Source organism: uncultured Cyclobacterium sp., from assembly GCF_963977555.1.
In the GTDB taxonomy this organism is placed as follows: domain Bacteria; phylum Bacteroidota; class Bacteroidia; order Cytophagales; family Cyclobacteriaceae; genus Cyclobacterium.
This window is the reverse complement of record NZ_CAXBPD010000011.1, coordinates 109,578-126,477: the sequence shown is the minus strand read 5'-3', so window position 1 is coordinate 126,477 and position 16,900 is coordinate 109,578. Positions and strand designations below refer to the sequence as shown.

The following is a 16,900-nucleotide window of genomic DNA, read 5'->3' as shown; positions in this document are numbered from 1 at the left end:
TTAAGGCCAATATACAGCTATTTTTTTCTGAAGAAAAGTGACACTTCTCTCCAATTGATCCATGCCATCTACACCATCTTCAATACTGATCCAGCTATCGAAACCAACACGTTTCAGTTCTGTAAAGATCGCATCATAGTCATTCAAGCCTTTTCCAATCTCTCCATGGCTCAATCTTTTGGCGTAACCCACTGCTCCACCTTCTTCTTTTCTCAGGTCTTCAATAGTACCTGACTTCAGGTACCTATCACTTGCATGCATAGTAACTACTCTATCAGAAACACGTTTCAACAATTCGATAGGATCTTCTCCCGCAAGAAAGGTATTACTAGGGTCATAATTGACCCCGAAATTTGGGTGGTCAATACTGTCTACCAATTTACAGAAAACATCCATTTGTTGTGCAAATTCAGGATATTCCCAAAAATCATCTTTGTAGTGATTTTCAAGAATCAATGTAATCCCTCTTTCCTCTGCATAAGGAATACAAGCCATAATTGAATCGGCCGCAAGTTTCACCCCTTCATCCAAAGTCAACTCAGGTCTTTTTTGACCAGAAAGTACCCTGCAATAGTTACCGCCAAGGGTATGTGTCATGTCAATCCAATGCTTTTGCTTGGCAATTTCCTTGTCCCGAAAAGCTTTGTCGGGATGAGTAAAATCTGGTGAACAACACATCATAGGGATGCTTTTTCCAGTATCCTCCACCATTTTTCTATAAGTTGACCATTTCGACTGGTCTTCCATGTCCAGAAATCCGGCATACCATTCCAAACCCTCAACCTCTAAAGTAGAGGCCAATTGGATCCACTCTTCTAGTTTCATTGTTCCATCTTTACAGAGGGCCTGCATAAAGGCTTTAGGAAATGCTGCTAATTTAGGCATATTTATAATTTCAATATTTGTATTAATTTATTGTACTCGTGTCTTTTGGTGCATTTCTTCCAATCAGTGGATACTGCTCCAATTCCATAACCTGTCCACTAACAGGGCCGCATTCATCTGACAACCAGAATATAGCAGCTGCTGCTATTTCTTCAGGTGCTAAAATCCTTCCTGCAGGCGCATACATTTTGGGAAGGTCCTCAAACCAATTGTCTGAAAGTCCATGTTCCTTTTTTCGTTGCTTCTCAGTCTCAGTCAACACCCATCCTGGGTTAATTTGATTGATTCGTACACCATTGTCACGGAAAAGACTGTCGCCAAGGTTTCTGGTCATGGTCATTAGGCCTCCTTTAGAAATACTATAGGCCAACAAGTTGGGCTCACCACTCCAGGCATTGACAGAACCAATGTTCAGAACATTGCCCCTATTCGCCTCAAGTTGTTTTAGAGCTGCCTTGATTAAAAGCAAAGGAGCGATGGTATTGATAGAAATTACCTTTTCTAAAAAGGGACGGTCTACTGACTGAAAATCTGAAGACGTCACCCAGGCAGCATTGTTGACCACCGCATCCAATTTACCGAAGGTGCTTACAGCAAGTGCAACTAGCCGCTCTGCACAGCCATCTTCTTGCAGATCTTCAATATGAAGGACTGCATTTTCAGCGCCTATGGTTTCAACTACTTCTTGGCCCCATTTTTCTTCCAGGCCATGAATCACCAGTTTCGCACCCTCCTTTGCACTCCTAAGGGCAATCGCCTTGCCTATACCAGTGGTACTACCCGTAACGATAATCACTTTATCCTTTAAGCGCATAATTATACTGGTTTTAATACACTTTTAATCACCTCTCCATGGTGCATTTTCTCAAAAGCTTCTAACCATGAAGTAACGGGCCAAACGCCTCCTATAATTGGTTTCACATCTAAAATACCAGCACCCATCATGCCAATGACCTTTTCCCATATTGGCCAGTTGTGACTAAAGCTACCTTGTAGACGAACATTTTTCTGAACTATAGGATCCAAAGAGAAATTACATGGTTGAGGTCCCCAACCTACTTTGGTTATTTGCCCATTTGGGCGTACCAAGTTCATTGCAATTTTAAGAGTAGCACTTGCTCCAGCAGCATCAATAATCAAATCTGCACCTAAGCCATCTCTTTCTCTGGCCCAGCCTGTCGCATCACCAATGATCGCCTCACAGCCATAACCTTTAGCAATTTCCAATCTTCCTCTATCGGCTTCCAAACCTACGATCGCTACTTCTGCCCCACTGATCTTGGCCATTACAGCACACAATACGCCTATAGTTCCTGGTCCAATTACCAAAACCCTGTCACCAGGTTTGATATTAGAATTTACGACCACTGCACTATAAGCCACGCAAGAAGGTTCGGTAAGACATGCTTCCTCAAATGGCACTTGCTCAGGAACAGTGTGTAGACAACGGGCAGGAACTTTCACATATTTGGTCATTGCTCCATTTACGCCATATCCAAAACCCTTTCTTGTAGGGTCAAGGTTATAAAGTCCAATACGGCTCATAGGATTCAAAGGATCTATCACGGCAGCCGTTTCACTCACTACCCTGTCACCTACTTTCCAACCTTCTACTCTAGGCCCAACTTCTAAAATTTTCCCTCCAAATTCATGGCCAAGTACGACAGGATAGTTTACCGGCCAACTGTGATCAGAAGTCCATTGATGCAAATCACTACCACATACGCCAACATTGGCCACTTCCAATAATACTTCTCCCTCTCCAATTTCCGGTTGTTCAATTTCTCTTATTTCTACGGAACCTTTGGTTTCCGCATAGTTTACTACAGCTGCTGCTTTCATTTCGCTATTTTTTTTTGTTATATTTTTATATCTCCGTAGGCATGTATAGCCTCACAAATCTTCCTTAACGAAGCTTCTAAGTTGCCATCTGCAGTTTTAAAAGCATCAGCATCAATGGTCAATGGAGCGCCAAGTACTACTAGAGGAGCACCATATGTTGGAGTAGAAATGGCTTGCTCTAGGCTTAATCCTCCAACAGCCTGCACTGGTACATTTACCGCTGCAACAATTTCCTTCAATTGATCCAATGGACTTGGCATTCTTTTGCCTTGGGCAGCTATGCCACGCCTCTCGTCATATCCTATATGATGCACAATGTAATCACATCCCAGGTCTTCAAGAAACTTCGCACCTGCTACCATGTCAGGGCAGCCTAAATTATCTCCCATCACTTTTATACCATGGTCTTTACCTGCCTGAACAACACATTTTATGGTTTCTTCATGGGCTCTTGCCATCACCACAACATGTGTAGCACCGGCTTTGGCCATCATTTCTGCCTCAAGGTACCCACCATCCATTGTTTTAAGGTCTGCAACTATTGGAACTCCAGGAAATGCTTCCCTAAGTTTTCTAACACCATGTAGTCCTTCAGCAAGGATTAAAGGAGTGCCTGCTTCCAGCCAATCAACCCCTGCTCTCATGGCAAGTGCTGCTGTTTCCAAGGCTTCGTCAATATTGGTTAGGTCTAAACTAATTTGTACAATTGGTTTCATTTGCTTAAGGTTATTTGTAATAGATTATTAATTGAATATTTTACTAAATCATTAAAGTAAATTGATTTTAAAGGAAGTTTGCGCACAGTATTTTAACCTATCTTTGGCTAAAGGCTGTTTTAAATAAACAACAATAGATTAAAAATCGACCAGTCCATGAGCGTATATTTATCTAGACAATCTTCCTACATTAGTAAAAAACACCTGATTTTCTAGTAAATTGAAATCCTGAACTTAAAATTTATTTATATAATTAAAGATAAAAATACTGTGTCTAGCTCAATTGAATTTTGGGGATTAATATTTTTTATTCTGTTCAATTTAATTATTTATTTTTGATCATGTCTGTTATTTTCAATAGAATTACGTCAAATTACCATGAATGGGCTATTCTTTAAATTAAAGGTTTACCATTTACATTTATCACCTAAAAATAATGCAATAATGCAGGAGAAGTGGGTTTTTAAAAGTGAGAACATAAAAAAAACGGTAGATTTTAAGGCAGCTTTAACTAGCGTTTTAAGAGAGAACATGAATGAACTTGAAATATTCATAAGCCTCTACACAAAACTAGATGGGGCCTTGGCAGAGAACATCCAACTTTTGGATCCATTAAAAGCACCACTTCAGGAATCTGGTTTCATTTCTTTGGGGTTTAACAAGCATTTTTATAACGCCTGCTTAAATATCAATGAAGCGGATCTAGACACCATTAAATTGGCCTATAATTTTAATGTTGACGAGGGCCAGCTCATTTTAACTGGACCGGACATTCCAGAAAGAGAACCAGATGATATTTAAGAAATTTTTATGATGAAATTTGACATTGCGATTATAGGATCTGGACCAGCTGGAGCCATGGCTGCCTATAAAGCTGCAGAGAAGGGTAAAAGCGTAGTTATACTTGAGAAAGAAAAACTGCCACGGTACAAAACCTGTGGGGGCGGTCTTGTACATAGGGGCCGGGTACGATTGCCTTTCTCTATAGAAGAAGTGGTAGAAAAAGAATACAGGGAACTAGTAGTGTTTTTTGAAAACTCTTCTCAATTTTTCACCGCCAAAAGAAAAGAACCCATTATTTCCATGGTCATGAGAGATAGTTTTGATCAATTCTTGGTCAATAAGGCTTTGGAAAAAGGAGCCGTATTAATGGAACAAACAGCGGCCCTAAACATTGAAAGATCAGAACGTGCTTTGATCCTCAAAACTACAGAAGGTAGTATCCAATGTCAATACTTGATAGGAGCAGATGGAGTCCTTAGCAATACAGCTAAAATGGGAGGCTGGAAAGAAAGCCGAATCCTGATTCCAGCTTTGGAATACGAGGTTGTTGTTTCAAGTGAGGATTATAATAGATTATCCGGTAAGGTACGCTTCGATGTGGATGCAGTACCTGATGGCTATGCCTGGTGTTTCCCTAAAAACGGTCACCTTTCATTAGGAGTTGGCACTTTGAAAAAACAAAAAATTGACCTACGGAAATACTACAATGCCTACCTGAAAAAGTTAGACATTAAAGAAATTATTTCTTCAGAAGCTCATGGCTTTCAAATACCAATAGGCAAAAGAAAAGATGGATTTTCTAAAAACAGGGTTTTTCTAACTGGGGATGCGGCTGGTTTCGCTGATCCATTAACAGCCGAAGGCATTTCTAATGCCTTACTTTCAGGGGAATTGGCTGCTCAGGCCATTGCCGACAACTTTCATGATGAAATTGCAGCCTCAGAAGCTTACCAGAAATTACTAGAAAAACAAATTTTAACTGATTTAGGCAGTTCTTCTATCATTGCTTTTATTTGTTATGCTCAACCAGCTATTCGTAATATGTTACTAAATAAGTTTGGCCAGAAAGGTTGCGAAATACTGACTGATATTTTTATGGGGAAAAAAGCTTTTCCTGACGACCTTAAAAGAAAAATAAAAAGCCATGTTCCCTTGCTGAAATTTATCTAACAGCATGGAAACATGGCCTTAATTTCTCTATTAAACCGCTTTATTTAAGAGGAATGCTAAGCACATAGCTATCTGCAGTAACAAATAATAAATCCTCTTTACCATTTAATGCAACATTAGATACCAGTTCCTTTAATTTCAACCTGCCTAACAACTCGCCATTGGAGCCAAAAATCCAAATGCCCCCAGGACCGGAAGCAATAATGGTCCCATCCTTTTTAATTTTTAATCCATCTGGAAGCCCAGGTTCATTGGCTAGCACAGCACTGGCATCATAAAACACCCTACCATTTTTTAAACCTTCATCCCCATCCAATTCATATAAATACCAGTAAGGTTTTTCAGGATCAGAATTGGCAATTAAAAGGTGTTTTTCATCGGGTAGTAGGGCAATGCCATTTGGTCGGCTAATACTATCCAACAACAATTGTAAGTGACCGTCCTTGTTGTACCTATAGACACCTTGAAAATCGATCTCCTTTTTGGGGTCTTCCATTCTAAATTCCAATCCGTAAGCAGGATCAGTAAAATAGAGGTTTCCCTTAGAATCAAAGATGGCATCATTGGGACTATTGAAGCGTTTTCCATCAAATTCAGCTATGACACTTTCATATTCGGGTCTAGGAGCATCCAATTCCGCCATCATTCTCGCTAAACCTCGATCCCCATGTTGGCACAGAACCAGTTTCCCATTAGGATCTAGTAGCAAGCCGTTGGACCCCACTTCACCACCTCTGCTCTCACCAGTAGTGAGACCTGCCGGATGAAGATAAACCTCGGGTGCTCCTCCCTCCTTCCATACATGAACTTTATTGGCAGGAATTTCTGAAAACAATAACATCTTTTCTTCTTCTACCCATAATGGTCCTTCTGTCCATTCATAACCTGCCCCTAAAATCCTAGCCTCAATCCCTGAGGCAATAATATTTTCTAGCCCACGATTTTCATTAACAATTGTAATAGGAAGGTAATCTTGGTCCTCTTCCGCTGCTTTCTTTTCGCTACAAGAAAACACACCTAAAGCTGATAGTAAAAGGAAACTTGAAATATGAAACGCTTTCATGAGGTTATTTTATCACTGAAAACTTATAAATGCATTCATGGGTATAGGTATCTCCAGGCCTTACAGTAACAGATGGGAACGAAGGCTGATTAGGAGAATCTGGGTAATGCTGCGTTTCCAAACATATGGCCCCTTGTTTCACATAGTCTTTACCATGTTTAGAAGGGCCTCCACTTGACATAAAGTTACCCGTATATACCTGAACACCTGGCTGATCAGTAAAAACCTCCATTTTCCTACCATTTTCAGGAACCCATACAGTGGCTGTCAATATCGTCTCCTTGTTTCCTTCTTCCCGGTTGATTACCCAATTGTGATCATAACCTCCACCTTTTTTAAGTTGCTCATTGTCGTCATCAATTCGTTCCCCTATCATATGTGGTTCACTAAAATCAAATGGTGTTCCTTTTACCGACCTAATTTCACCAAGTGGAATTAAGGTATCATCAACAGGAGTGAAATTGTCTGCGTTAAGTTGAAGCATGTGATTTCTCACATTACCCTCCCCTTGGCCATTGAGGTTGAAGAATGAATGCTGTGTGAGGTTAACGATAGTCGGTTTATCTGTAGTCGCCTTGTAGGTGATTTTGAATTCATTGTCCTCTGTCAAATAGTAATTCATGAAAACAGTAAGTTCTCCAGGAAAGCCGCCTTCCCCATCAGGAGACACATATTTCATCTCCAATTTTTGATTCGTCGCTTCCAGAACTTCCCATACCACTTTATGGTAGCCTTCTGGCGCACCATGAAGATTATTCGGACCATTATTGGCTTCTAAGGGATATTCTTTCCCATCAAGACTGAACTTTGCATTTGCAATCCTATTTCCATAACGGCCAATAGGTGCCCCATAATAACCTCCAGGATTATTGATGTACTCGTCTAAATTGTCATACCCCAATACCACGTCTTCAAACTTCCCATTTTTGTCGGGGGCAAAAAGTTCTACTACCCTTGCACCAAAATTGGTAACGGTCATTTCCATTCCATTTTTATTGGTGAGGTGGTATAATTTTATAGTTTTACCATTTAAGGTTTTTTCAAATGCTGAATCTTTCATTGCTGTTAAATATTTGGGTTCTGATTTTAGTTCGTTATCAGTTTGCTCTTTATTATTCTGGCCACAGGCCACTAACAAACCAGCTATTAATAAGGCCATTAAGGGTGATGCTTTCATTTCATTGGGATTTTAATCGTGTACAATTCCTCATGCAATTGTCTTAAAAACTGAGGATCTAATTTAATCACTTTTCTATCATAGGTCATCAAACCATTCGTTTCTATTTCAACATCTGTGGTCTGGGTATAAATGGCTGCGGATAGTCCCATTGGTAAAAGAGGCTTTAAGTCTTTGATCAATTTGCTATACCTTTCTTTTAGAGCCGCCTTGTCCTCAAAGCTTTGGTATCCCCAATTGTCCTTCTCTTGCCAGGTATGTCCTTCAATCGGTAATCCTAATCCACCATATTCCCCCAAAACGATAATTTGCTTGGTTCCCCAAATTTTTGGATCAGGCATAACGGGATCTGGATAATTGTGCATGTCCATGATCTGACCTTCCAAGGTATAATTCCCTCCACTTGCACCATTTACCATTCTTGAAGGATCATAAGCAACCGTCCATTTAACAATTTCTTCAGTATTGAATTGGCCCCAAGCCTCATTGAATGGAACCCAGACGACTATAGAAGGAAAATTATAATTGGCATCCATAATGGCCTTCCATTCTTTTTTGAAAATAGCTATGGACGCTGGGGTTCTTTCTTTTTCTGTTCCCTTCCCTATTACACCAGGCCTTGATTCCCATCTATTGCCCATGTCTCCACTAGGCATATCTTGCCATACCAACATGCCTATTTGATCACAATGGTAATACCACCTCGCAGGTTCTACCTTCACGTGCTTCCTGATCATGTTGAATCCCATTTCTTTGGTTTTATCAATATCGAATACCATAGCTTCTTCTGTTGGGGCAGTATACAAACCATCAGGCCACCAACCTTGATCCAAAGGACCATACTGAAACAAAAACTTGTCATTCAAAAGCAATCTTTGATTGCCATTTTCATCTGGCAACATGCTTATCTTTCTCATTGCGGTATAACTCTTCACCTCATCCAACACTTTACGTCCATTCATCAAACTCACTTCTACATCATAAAGAAATGGATTGTTCGGCTCCCAAATATTAGGTTCTTCCAAAGTAAAAATGGCCTCCTCCCCAGCAGCGACTTTCTTTTCTTCCACAAGGGTACCCTTGTCCATTAAACTTATATTAACCATCTGCCCTGACTGCGCATGCATCACTTGAGCGGAAATAATAATTTGTTTTTTGTCCAAATCTGGTGTGTTTCTTATAGAGGCAATGTATTGATCTGGGACCGCTTCTAACCAGACCGTTTGCCAAATTCCAGTAACTGGGGTATACCAAATCGCATGGGGTTTGTTGACCTGTTTGCCTCTTGGCTGGGGACCTTCGTCAGTAGGATCCCAAACCCTTACGGTCAATTGTTGCGACTTTCCGGATATTAAAGCATCACTAATTTCAAATGAGAATGGGTCGTAACCGCCTTGATGCATCCCTACACTTTTTCCATTGACAAATATTTCCGCTTCCCAGTCCACTGCTCCAAAATGAAGTAGCAGCTGGCCTTTCTTCATGCCACGATCCACCTCAAATTCTCTTTGATACCAAAGCTCCTTGTCCTTGCCTACTGTCTTACCCACCCCTGATAAGGCAGATTCAACGGCGTAAGGAACTAGAATTTCTCCTTGAAAATCGGAAGGTTTGTTTTCTCCTTTCTTTAATATTGCGTAGCGCCATAATCCATTTAGGTTTGACCAATTTTCTCTTGTCATCTGTGGTCTTGGATACTCTGGGAGCGGTACTTTAGGATCGATATCCGTTGCCCATTGCGATAAGATTTTGTGTTGCACAGGTTGCCAGTTTTCTTGCTGACAAAAGGTGGGAAGCGCTATAAAAAATAAGGCAATCCAACAGGTTATTTTTTTAATCATGGGTTGTAATTGTTTCCGGAAATTTGATTTCCAATTGACATTTTATAAATGATATAAAGCGAAAATATTAAAAAATTAAACCAAATAGGTTATAATTTTTTTGAAATCCAAAAAATAAAATAAGACGATTCCATTCATTTCTCTTACTTGGTATTTTCATTTGATACTGGTAAAAAAGGAATTGAAAATAGGAATAATGAATCTTCTAAATTTTAGGGCAAATAATTGAGTTTTTGGTAAAGAAATAGACAAAGGATTCGGTTCATAATATTTTATAATTCAGCTACTTATTAAATAATTATTCTCTATTTTTACCTATCAGTTTGGATAAGGCCAAGGTTAATTCTCAATTGATTAAGGCATTTTTATTAAGTTTTTTTCGTAAAATCATTTGTTGGAACAGTTGAAAGGAAATAGTAAATTTTTATTGACAAGTATCATTTTATCTTTAATATTTGCATCTCAAATTTTTGAAATTAAAGGCGATATTACCTCCCCTTTTGCAACTATTGAGATCGAAGATCAAATTGATGCAGTGGTTAAATTCAATGGAGAATTAACCCTTTCCCCGGAAATGTTATCGGTTACCTATTCAGGTGACAACGCTAAGCTTCAACTTGAAGTACTACCAGGAATAGGATATAGTTTTATTGACCAAACAATATCCCCTAATATCTTGTACAATGAAGATTGGGAAGCCAAAGGCAAAGAGATAATTGTTAATATACAGGTTTCAGATGGAGTGGATCTCAGCGAAGTATATCCATTTAAAGTAATTGTCATGCCACCCATTTTGCCTTTAGCCTATTCAGAAAACAGTTGTAAAGGCATTATATCGCTTACATTAAGTGCTTATAAACCAAATCAGCGGCATGAAGCATCTTTTCCATTTACCTTCAAACTGATCGATGATATTGGAGATACTTTAAAAGTAGTAACTATAAATAATACCGCGCCCTTTCAGAGTTCAGCAACTGCCACCTTCGGACAAGATTTTGAACTTAATAGAGACATAGAGTATAAGATTTATGCGGTAGATAACTTGGGAAGGGAATATTTAAGAAACGCTGGTCCATTAGGATTAGCTTATTCATTGGACTTTGAATTGAACTTCGCTGGACTTCTTTGCCCTGAAGACAAGACAGGAATTGTTGAGTTTATTATCTTCAATGCGACACTTCCAGTAAATAACTTTATTATTATAGACAGTGAAGGTAAAGAAAAACCTACGGATTTTGAAATTGTTTCTGAATCAGATGGTTTTGTGGTAATTCAAGCCAATAAAATGGATCCAGGCACTTATACCCTGGAAATTGAAGACAGGTTTCAATGCAACGGGAGGGAAAGCTTCGAAATTGTCATCCCAGAACCTGTAGAAATAGTGGAAACAGTGCAGCATGTGACTTGCTATGGAGATAATAATGGGGAAGCCAGTGTCTTAATTAAAGGTGGTTGGTCATCGCCTTTTCCTAGAAGTCATAGAAAGGAATGGGTACAATATGATGTCATTTGGTACAATGAGGCTGGCCTTGAAATGGCCAATGAAATAAATTCATTTGTGAGTCTGGGAGGACAAATTATCGGGATGGAAAGTAAGCTTCGAAACTTACCTCCTGGAAGTTATTATGCAAAAATCATAGACGAAGGAAGACTTTTCGAAATTTCAGGTGCTGCACCTCTTGCTTGCGAAAAATCAACCCCCATGATAACCATTGAAGGACCGGAACCTTTATCCCTATCTGAAACCACACAAAACATCTCCTGCAACGGTATAGCAGACGGAAGTATAACGATAAATCCAGCGGGAGGTACTCCTGAATATAACATAGAATGGTTTGCAGGTAATTTTGATAACCCTAATTTACCTGTAGATGAAGGATTGCTAGCTTTACCTGCCAATTCTGGTGAGAATGAATTTTCAAAACAACAATTGAGCCCAGGTAAATATGCGGTAATGATTACAGATCAAAACGGATGTGTTCTGGCAAAGAACTTTACCATTACCGAACCCACTCCCTTAACCTTAGTAGAACTGAGTGATCTCAGAAAAAATGTCAGGTGCTTTGGGGAAGCGACAGGATCAATCGCTATCGAATTGCACAAGGACACTCCCACGCCATTTTCAATAGAAGTATTTAAAGATGGAGAACTATTAAATGAAATGGGCCCTGTAAATCGTATCGATTCAAACCCTATTTACTTTAATAATTTGAAAGGTGGCCTTTATGATTTTAGAATCGCCGATGACAAAGGTTGTGATTTCCTACTAGAAGGAATACTTGTAGATCAACCTAAAACAGGATTGCTTATACAGGATACTTTCATCTCCGATTATAATGGTTATCAAATATCATTTCCAGGGGCAAATGATGGCAGCATTTCGCTTGACATTAACGGTGGGAAAGGCACCTATGATTATTACTGGACAGGCCCTAATGGCTTTGAAGCGACTACAAAAGACATCGACAACCTTGGCCCTGGAGAATACCAATTTATAGTAACTGATGAAAACAATTGTACTGCCAGTTTGGCATCCGTATTATTAAATGCGCCAGAGCCTTTGACCTTGACCCCCAACATTCCTGAAGTCAATGGTTTTCAGATAAGTTGTTTTGGTGATGCAGGAGGGGAAATTAAACCAAACCCTTCCGGAGGTACCGGAAATTACAGCTATATGTGGACTGGACCAGAGGGCTTTTCTTCTACAGAAAGCAACCTTCAAAACCTTTCTGCAGGCTTTTATTCACTTAAAGTAGCTGACGAAAATGGCGCTATAGTCGAGGCTACTTATAAAATCACTGAACCAAAAGAATTAATCCTATCTGAAGCCACCGATCTTCAGGTACCGGTGGCCTGTTATGGAGATAGCAATGGCTCCTTCAGCATTAAAATAGATCAAGCTTCATTGGCTCCCTTCACCATTTCTTTAGGGACAATGGGTGAAAACCAAGCTATACGCACTATTCCAGATTTCAGCAGTGAAACTTTCACTTTTGATAACCTTTCTGGAAACCAGTATTGGGTTACAGTGGAAGATGCTAATGGCTGTATTAAAAGGTTGGACAACATTTTGGTTGACCAACCTGAAACTGGTCTTCAGCTAACTGATATAGAACTCTCTGGGTTTAATGGTTTTGAAGTTTCATGTGCTGGCGCAATGGATGGCTCGATTAAATTCAATGTTTCGGGAAATCAGGGGCCTATATCTTACAGCTGGACAGGGCCTAATGGTTTTACTTCCAATAAATCAAATATCGAAGGATTGGCAGCAGGGAATTATGAAGTCCTTGTTCTGGATGAAAATGGATGTACCCTCAGTGAAAATTTCCTAATCAATGCACCTGAACCTTTGTCTTTGGTAGATGAAGTTTCTAATTATAATGGATTTGGCGTCCATTGCAATGGTGGTAATGAAGGGTTTATTTATCTGAATATTTCGGGAGGATCAGGTAAAACCAAAATTCAATGGAGCGGACCAGACGGATTTATTTCTGAGGATTCTCGTTTGGAAAATATATTCCCGGGAACATACCATGTGAGCATTACTGATAGTAATGGTTGTGAAATCAATAAAACCTACACTTTGACAGAGCCGCAGGGTCTGGAAGTGGCAGAATTAACAGAAGAAAAAGTGAATGTTTCTTGCTATGGCCAGGAAACAGGGGTATTTGCAGCGGCTATCAACCGGACCTCAGCTGGACCGTATAAATATGAGTTGAAAAATGAAGCCGGTGATTTGATCGACGCCTCCCCTTTTACCACAGAAACCAAATGGTTTTTTACCAACCTTCCTGCAGAAAAATATGTCATTACGATAAGCGATGCAAACGATTGCTTTAAGGAAATTGATAACCTTGAAATTACGCAACCGCTTACAGGTTTGCAAATTGATGAAGTGAGCATTTCTTCTTTCAATGGATTTAATATCAGTTGCTCAGAAGCAGCAGATGGCTGGATAGAGGTTATTACTTCTGGTGGGTCCGGAAACAACATCTACAAATGGACTGGTCCAGAAAATTTCTCAGCAGACACTCCTTCAATTACAAATTTAGTCCCAGGTGATTATCACCTTACAATAGTGGATCAAAACGGCTGCGAGGCACTTACTGAAATTATAAATCTGATTGAACCAAAACCATTGCTGATCAATTCAGAAGTAGGTATCAATAATGGACATGGTATCAGTTGCAATGGTGCGAATGACGGCCATATCAAATTGGATCCTTCTGGAGGAACTGGCATGCATTCCATTCTTTGGACAGGTCCTGATGGCTTCACCTCTAATGCTTTGAGCTTAACCAATCTTTCCCCTGGAATTTATACAGTGGATGTTAAGGATGAAAATGGCTGCGAAGTAAGTGAGCAATTTGATATTACAGCGCCAGACCCACTTTCCCTAACCCTTGTTGAAAGTGTAGCCGTTTCATGTTATGGCGAAGCCTCTGGTAGTATTTCCTTGCTTACTGAAGGAGGAATAGTTGATACCTATAACTACAAGTGGACGAAGAATGGTTTACCAGTAACACTGAATTCCCCTAATCCTGAAGGACTTTCTTCCGGCACCTACGCGGTGACAGTAACTGATGCCAATGGCTGTCAAGTCAAAAGTGCACCTATTGTTATTTCACAACCTTCAGCACCTTTGGAAGTAGTGATGGAACAAACGGAAGTATCCTGTTACGATGCCAATGATGCCAACCTTTCCATAGCCATACAAGGAGGTGTCAAGCCCTACCAAATCAGTTGGAATATAGGAGCTACTCAAAGTTCTTTTGAAGGGATTGGCCCGGGATTTTATCAGGTGACCGTTACCGATGCGAACGGTTGTAAAATCATAAAGGAAACCACCATCGAAGAAGTGCCGGTTTTTAAAATAGATCCTGTAATCAACCCGATTTCATGTTTTGGCGCTACAGATGGAAGTATAATGCTTAATCTTGAAGGAGGAAAAGCTCCTGTGAAGGCTACCTGGGCCCATGGCCCCGAACAATCTTCCATTTATAACCTAGAACCTGGGATTTACACGGTATATCTTGAAGATGCCAGTGGATGTATCATTGAAAGATCTTTTAATTTACATGAACCAGAATTGCTTGTAGCAGAAGGTCATGTAAAGGATGCTTTTTCTTGTGACAATGGCCAAAGTGGAGAAATTTCCCTTACGGTATCTGGTGGAAGAGCACCTTATAGCTATCGTTGGAGTAATGGTGAAGAAAGCCCATTCATATCCAACCTTACCAATGGCTCCTATTCGGTAGTCGTTACGGATCAATCAGGATGTAAGGTAAGTCACACCTTTGAAGTCAACAGACCTGATCCTATCGCTATAAATCTGTCCAACACAACAACAGCGCAATGCAACCCCAGGAAGATTATAGAAAACTACTCCATAAATATTGACGGTGGAGTAGCGCCCTATTCTATCGACTGGAGCAGCGGGGAAGTATTTGATGAAGGATACCGTATGGAGGCCAATGCACCTGGAAATTATCAGGTTACGGTTACCGATGGCAACGGGTGTGTCCAGACCAAAAGTTTTGCTGTCAAAAACAATATCCTGCTAGTAAAAGGAGATTACTTATCTGATGCATTTCCTATATATGGCGAAAACCTGGTTAACTTTGATGTTCAATTTATTAATAAAAGCAATGGCAACATTGGCTTGTACTATTGGGATTTCGGTGATGGAAGCAATTCCTTGGAAGCCTCTCCAACTTATCGATACAAATCACCAGGAACCTACAAAGTAACTTTAACAGCCACAGATATTTGGGGTTGTGAAACCAGTACCTCATTTTCGATAAAAATCACAGACTTTTTCTTGAAAACTCCAAATGTGTTCAGTCCGAATGGGGATGGTCTCAATGATTATTTTTTCCCAAAATTCTTAAATATAAATAGTCTAGTAATTATCATAATGAACTCTTGGGGAGAAATTGTGTACCAATCTGAAGACCTGAAAGACCTTGGTTGGGATGGAAGTTTTCGTGGCCAGAAAGCAAGTCCTGGCAATTACATTTATAAATTAAATTACACCTCTGCAGACGGAAGAAACTTTAGCGAAACCGGTGCATTCATGCTATTGGAATGAAAAATATAAAATTTTTAATGCTTTTTATAAGCTGCTTTTTATCCTACCCAGTGGGATTAAAAGCACAAGATTTCCAATTCACTCAGTTTTATGCTGCGCCACTTAATTTAAGTCCAGCTTTTGCTGGAGCGATGGAAACCACCAGGGTTGGAATCAACTACAGAAAACAATGGCCAGGGTTAGGTTACGATTTTACTGCCTCAGGCGTCTATTATGACAATTTCATTGAGGAGACCAACGTTGGATTTGGCATATCCGCTTCCCAATTTTCAGAATCATTGCTTAATATAAGGTCTACAGATATTGCAGGATATATTTCCTATAAATTATTGCTTAATAACTACAGTTTTCTCCGTTTTGGTGGTCAGTTGGGATTGGTAAACAGAAGTTTAACTTTACAGGAGTTGGTTTTTGGTGATCAAATAGATTTATTGAACCAAACAATAAATCCGAGCACTTTTGATGTATTGCCTGGAGAAGACAGCAAATGGTATCCCGACCTAGCCTTTGGAGCATTATTGCAGGTTCCGGATTTTTGGTTTGGGATAAGCAGTAGCCACGTCTCCCGTCCCAATATCGGTTTCCTGGATCAGGGCATTGGTAATAACCTTCCAATCAAGTGGGCCATTCACGGAGGCTATGTTAAAAACCTGGATAGGAGAATGTTTAAATCTGGTGAAATCCGTAAAGTGTTTTCTGTTTCCTTCAATTATAAAAAACAGGGAGCCTTCCAGCAAATTGAAGTAATTCCTCAAGTACAAATTGAAAATTTTATCGGAGGACTTGGGTTTAGAAATATTAGCCGTTTCAATGAGCTGCCGGATCAAAACTCCATTAATGCTGTATTGGGATTTAGTTTAATGAGTGGGATTACGATGGCCTACAGTTATGATTATATGCTAAATAAATTTAGTAGTCCTGCCCATGTATCGCATGAAGTATCGATCTATTTCACAGACCTTAGAAGAAAAAAGTTTATGCAAACTATTCTTCCCTGCCCTACTAGCAATGGAAGGGGATACTAAGATATTCAATAGGGGTATTATTTTCAGTTGATAGGACTTCAATAGAAGGATAATAGACGTTTTATTATAATTGGTAAACACTTTTCAGGAAGTTCATATCTACCTATGTAAGTTAAGGTTATGCTTTTATATCACAATTATCTGGCTTAAACACCATTTTGTATAGCTACCTAAAGCACCTTTTTTGCGAGTTAAAGTCAAAATTTAACCTGGTTTTTAAAATTTCAATATTTATATAAAAATATAAGTAATTATTTAATATGTATTGTCTAATTTTAATCGTTGATCTAGGTTCAGCTTTAAGTAA

General features: G+C 39.5%; 11 protein-coding genes. 4 read left to right on the top strand and 7 right to left on the bottom strand.

Going from position 1 to position 16,900, the window contains the following annotated elements; translation table 11 throughout:
- The 4 genes from AAC073_RS14970 to AAC073_RS14955 are packed head-to-tail and all read right to left on the bottom strand — an operon-like array spanning position 1 to position 3,443.
- Positions 1 to 885, bottom strand: coding sequence for a sugar phosphate isomerase/epimerase family protein (locus AAC073_RS14970; RefSeq protein ID WP_339924595.1), 885 nt, complete (start codon positions 883 to 885; stop codon positions 1 to 3).
- A gap of 22 nt (positions 886 to 907) precedes the next feature.
- Positions 908 to 1,699 carry an SDR family oxidoreductase gene (locus tag AAC073_RS14965; protein WP_339924594.1) on the bottom strand — a complete coding sequence of 264 codons (792 nt, stop codon included), beginning with the start codon at positions 1,697 to 1,699 and terminating at the stop codon, positions 908 to 910.
- A 2-nt stretch (positions 1,700 to 1,701) separates the two neighbouring features.
- Positions 1,702 to 2,727, bottom strand: a complete 1,026-nt coding sequence (locus AAC073_RS14960) for a zinc-binding dehydrogenase (protein ID WP_339924593.1) — start codon at positions 2,725 to 2,727, stop codon at positions 1,702 to 1,704.
- Positions 2,728 to 2,744: 17 nt separating this feature from the next.
- A complete protein-coding gene (locus AAC073_RS14955) occupies positions 2,745 to 3,443 on the bottom strand; it encodes an orotidine 5'-phosphate decarboxylase / HUMPS family protein (RefSeq protein WP_339924592.1) in 699 nt (232 codons plus the stop codon).
- A gap of 444 nt (positions 3,444 to 3,887) precedes the next feature.
- Here AAC073_RS14955 and AAC073_RS14950 point away from each other — a divergent pair, with 444 nt between their 5' ends.
- On the top strand, positions 3,888 to 4,244 hold the full coding sequence (locus tag AAC073_RS14950; protein WP_339924591.1) for a hypothetical protein: 357 nt from the start codon (positions 3,888 to 3,890) through the stop codon (positions 4,242 to 4,244).
- A 9-nt stretch (positions 4,245 to 4,253) separates the two neighbouring features.
- Complete coding sequence (locus AAC073_RS14945) at positions 4,254 to 5,396, top strand: geranylgeranyl reductase family protein (protein WP_339924590.1); 1,143 nt, start codon at positions 4,254 to 4,256, stop codon at positions 5,394 to 5,396.
- Positions 5,397 to 5,436: 40 nt separating this feature from the next.
- Here the strand turns inward: AAC073_RS14945 and AAC073_RS14940 are convergent, their stop codons facing one another.
- Genes AAC073_RS14940 through AAC073_RS14930 form a run of 3 tightly spaced genes read right to left on the bottom strand, consistent with a single transcriptional unit; the run spans position 5,437 to position 9,477 of the window.
- A complete protein-coding gene (locus AAC073_RS14940) occupies positions 5,437 to 6,459 on the bottom strand; it encodes an SMP-30/gluconolactonase/LRE family protein (protein ID WP_339924589.1) in 1,023 nt (340 codons plus the stop codon).
- Between the two features lie 4 nt (positions 6,460 to 6,463).
- Positions 6,464 to 7,636, bottom strand: a complete 1,173-nt coding sequence (locus AAC073_RS14935; protein ID WP_339924588.1) for an aldose epimerase family protein — start codon at positions 7,634 to 7,636, stop codon at positions 6,464 to 6,466.
- A complete protein-coding gene (locus tag AAC073_RS14930; protein WP_339924587.1) occupies positions 7,633 to 9,477 on the bottom strand; it encodes a sugar-binding domain-containing protein in 1,845 nt (614 codons plus the stop codon). Before AAC073_RS14930 ends, AAC073_RS14935 begins: the two co-directional genes overlap by 4 nt.
- A 394-nt stretch (positions 9,478 to 9,871) precedes the next feature.
- Between AAC073_RS14930 and AAC073_RS14925 the strand changes: the two genes are divergently transcribed.
- Entirely contained in the window at positions 9,872 to 15,568 is a 5,697-nt protein-coding gene (locus AAC073_RS14925) for a PKD domain-containing protein (RefSeq protein ID WP_339924586.1), read from the top strand.
- On the top strand, positions 15,565 to 16,593 hold the full coding sequence (locus tag AAC073_RS14920; RefSeq protein ID WP_339924585.1) for a PorP/SprF family type IX secretion system membrane protein: 1,029 nt from the start codon (positions 15,565 to 15,567) through the stop codon (positions 16,591 to 16,593). Before AAC073_RS14925 ends, AAC073_RS14920 begins: the two co-directional genes overlap by 4 nt.
- The last annotated feature ends 307 nt before the right edge of the window (positions 16,594 to 16,900 follow it).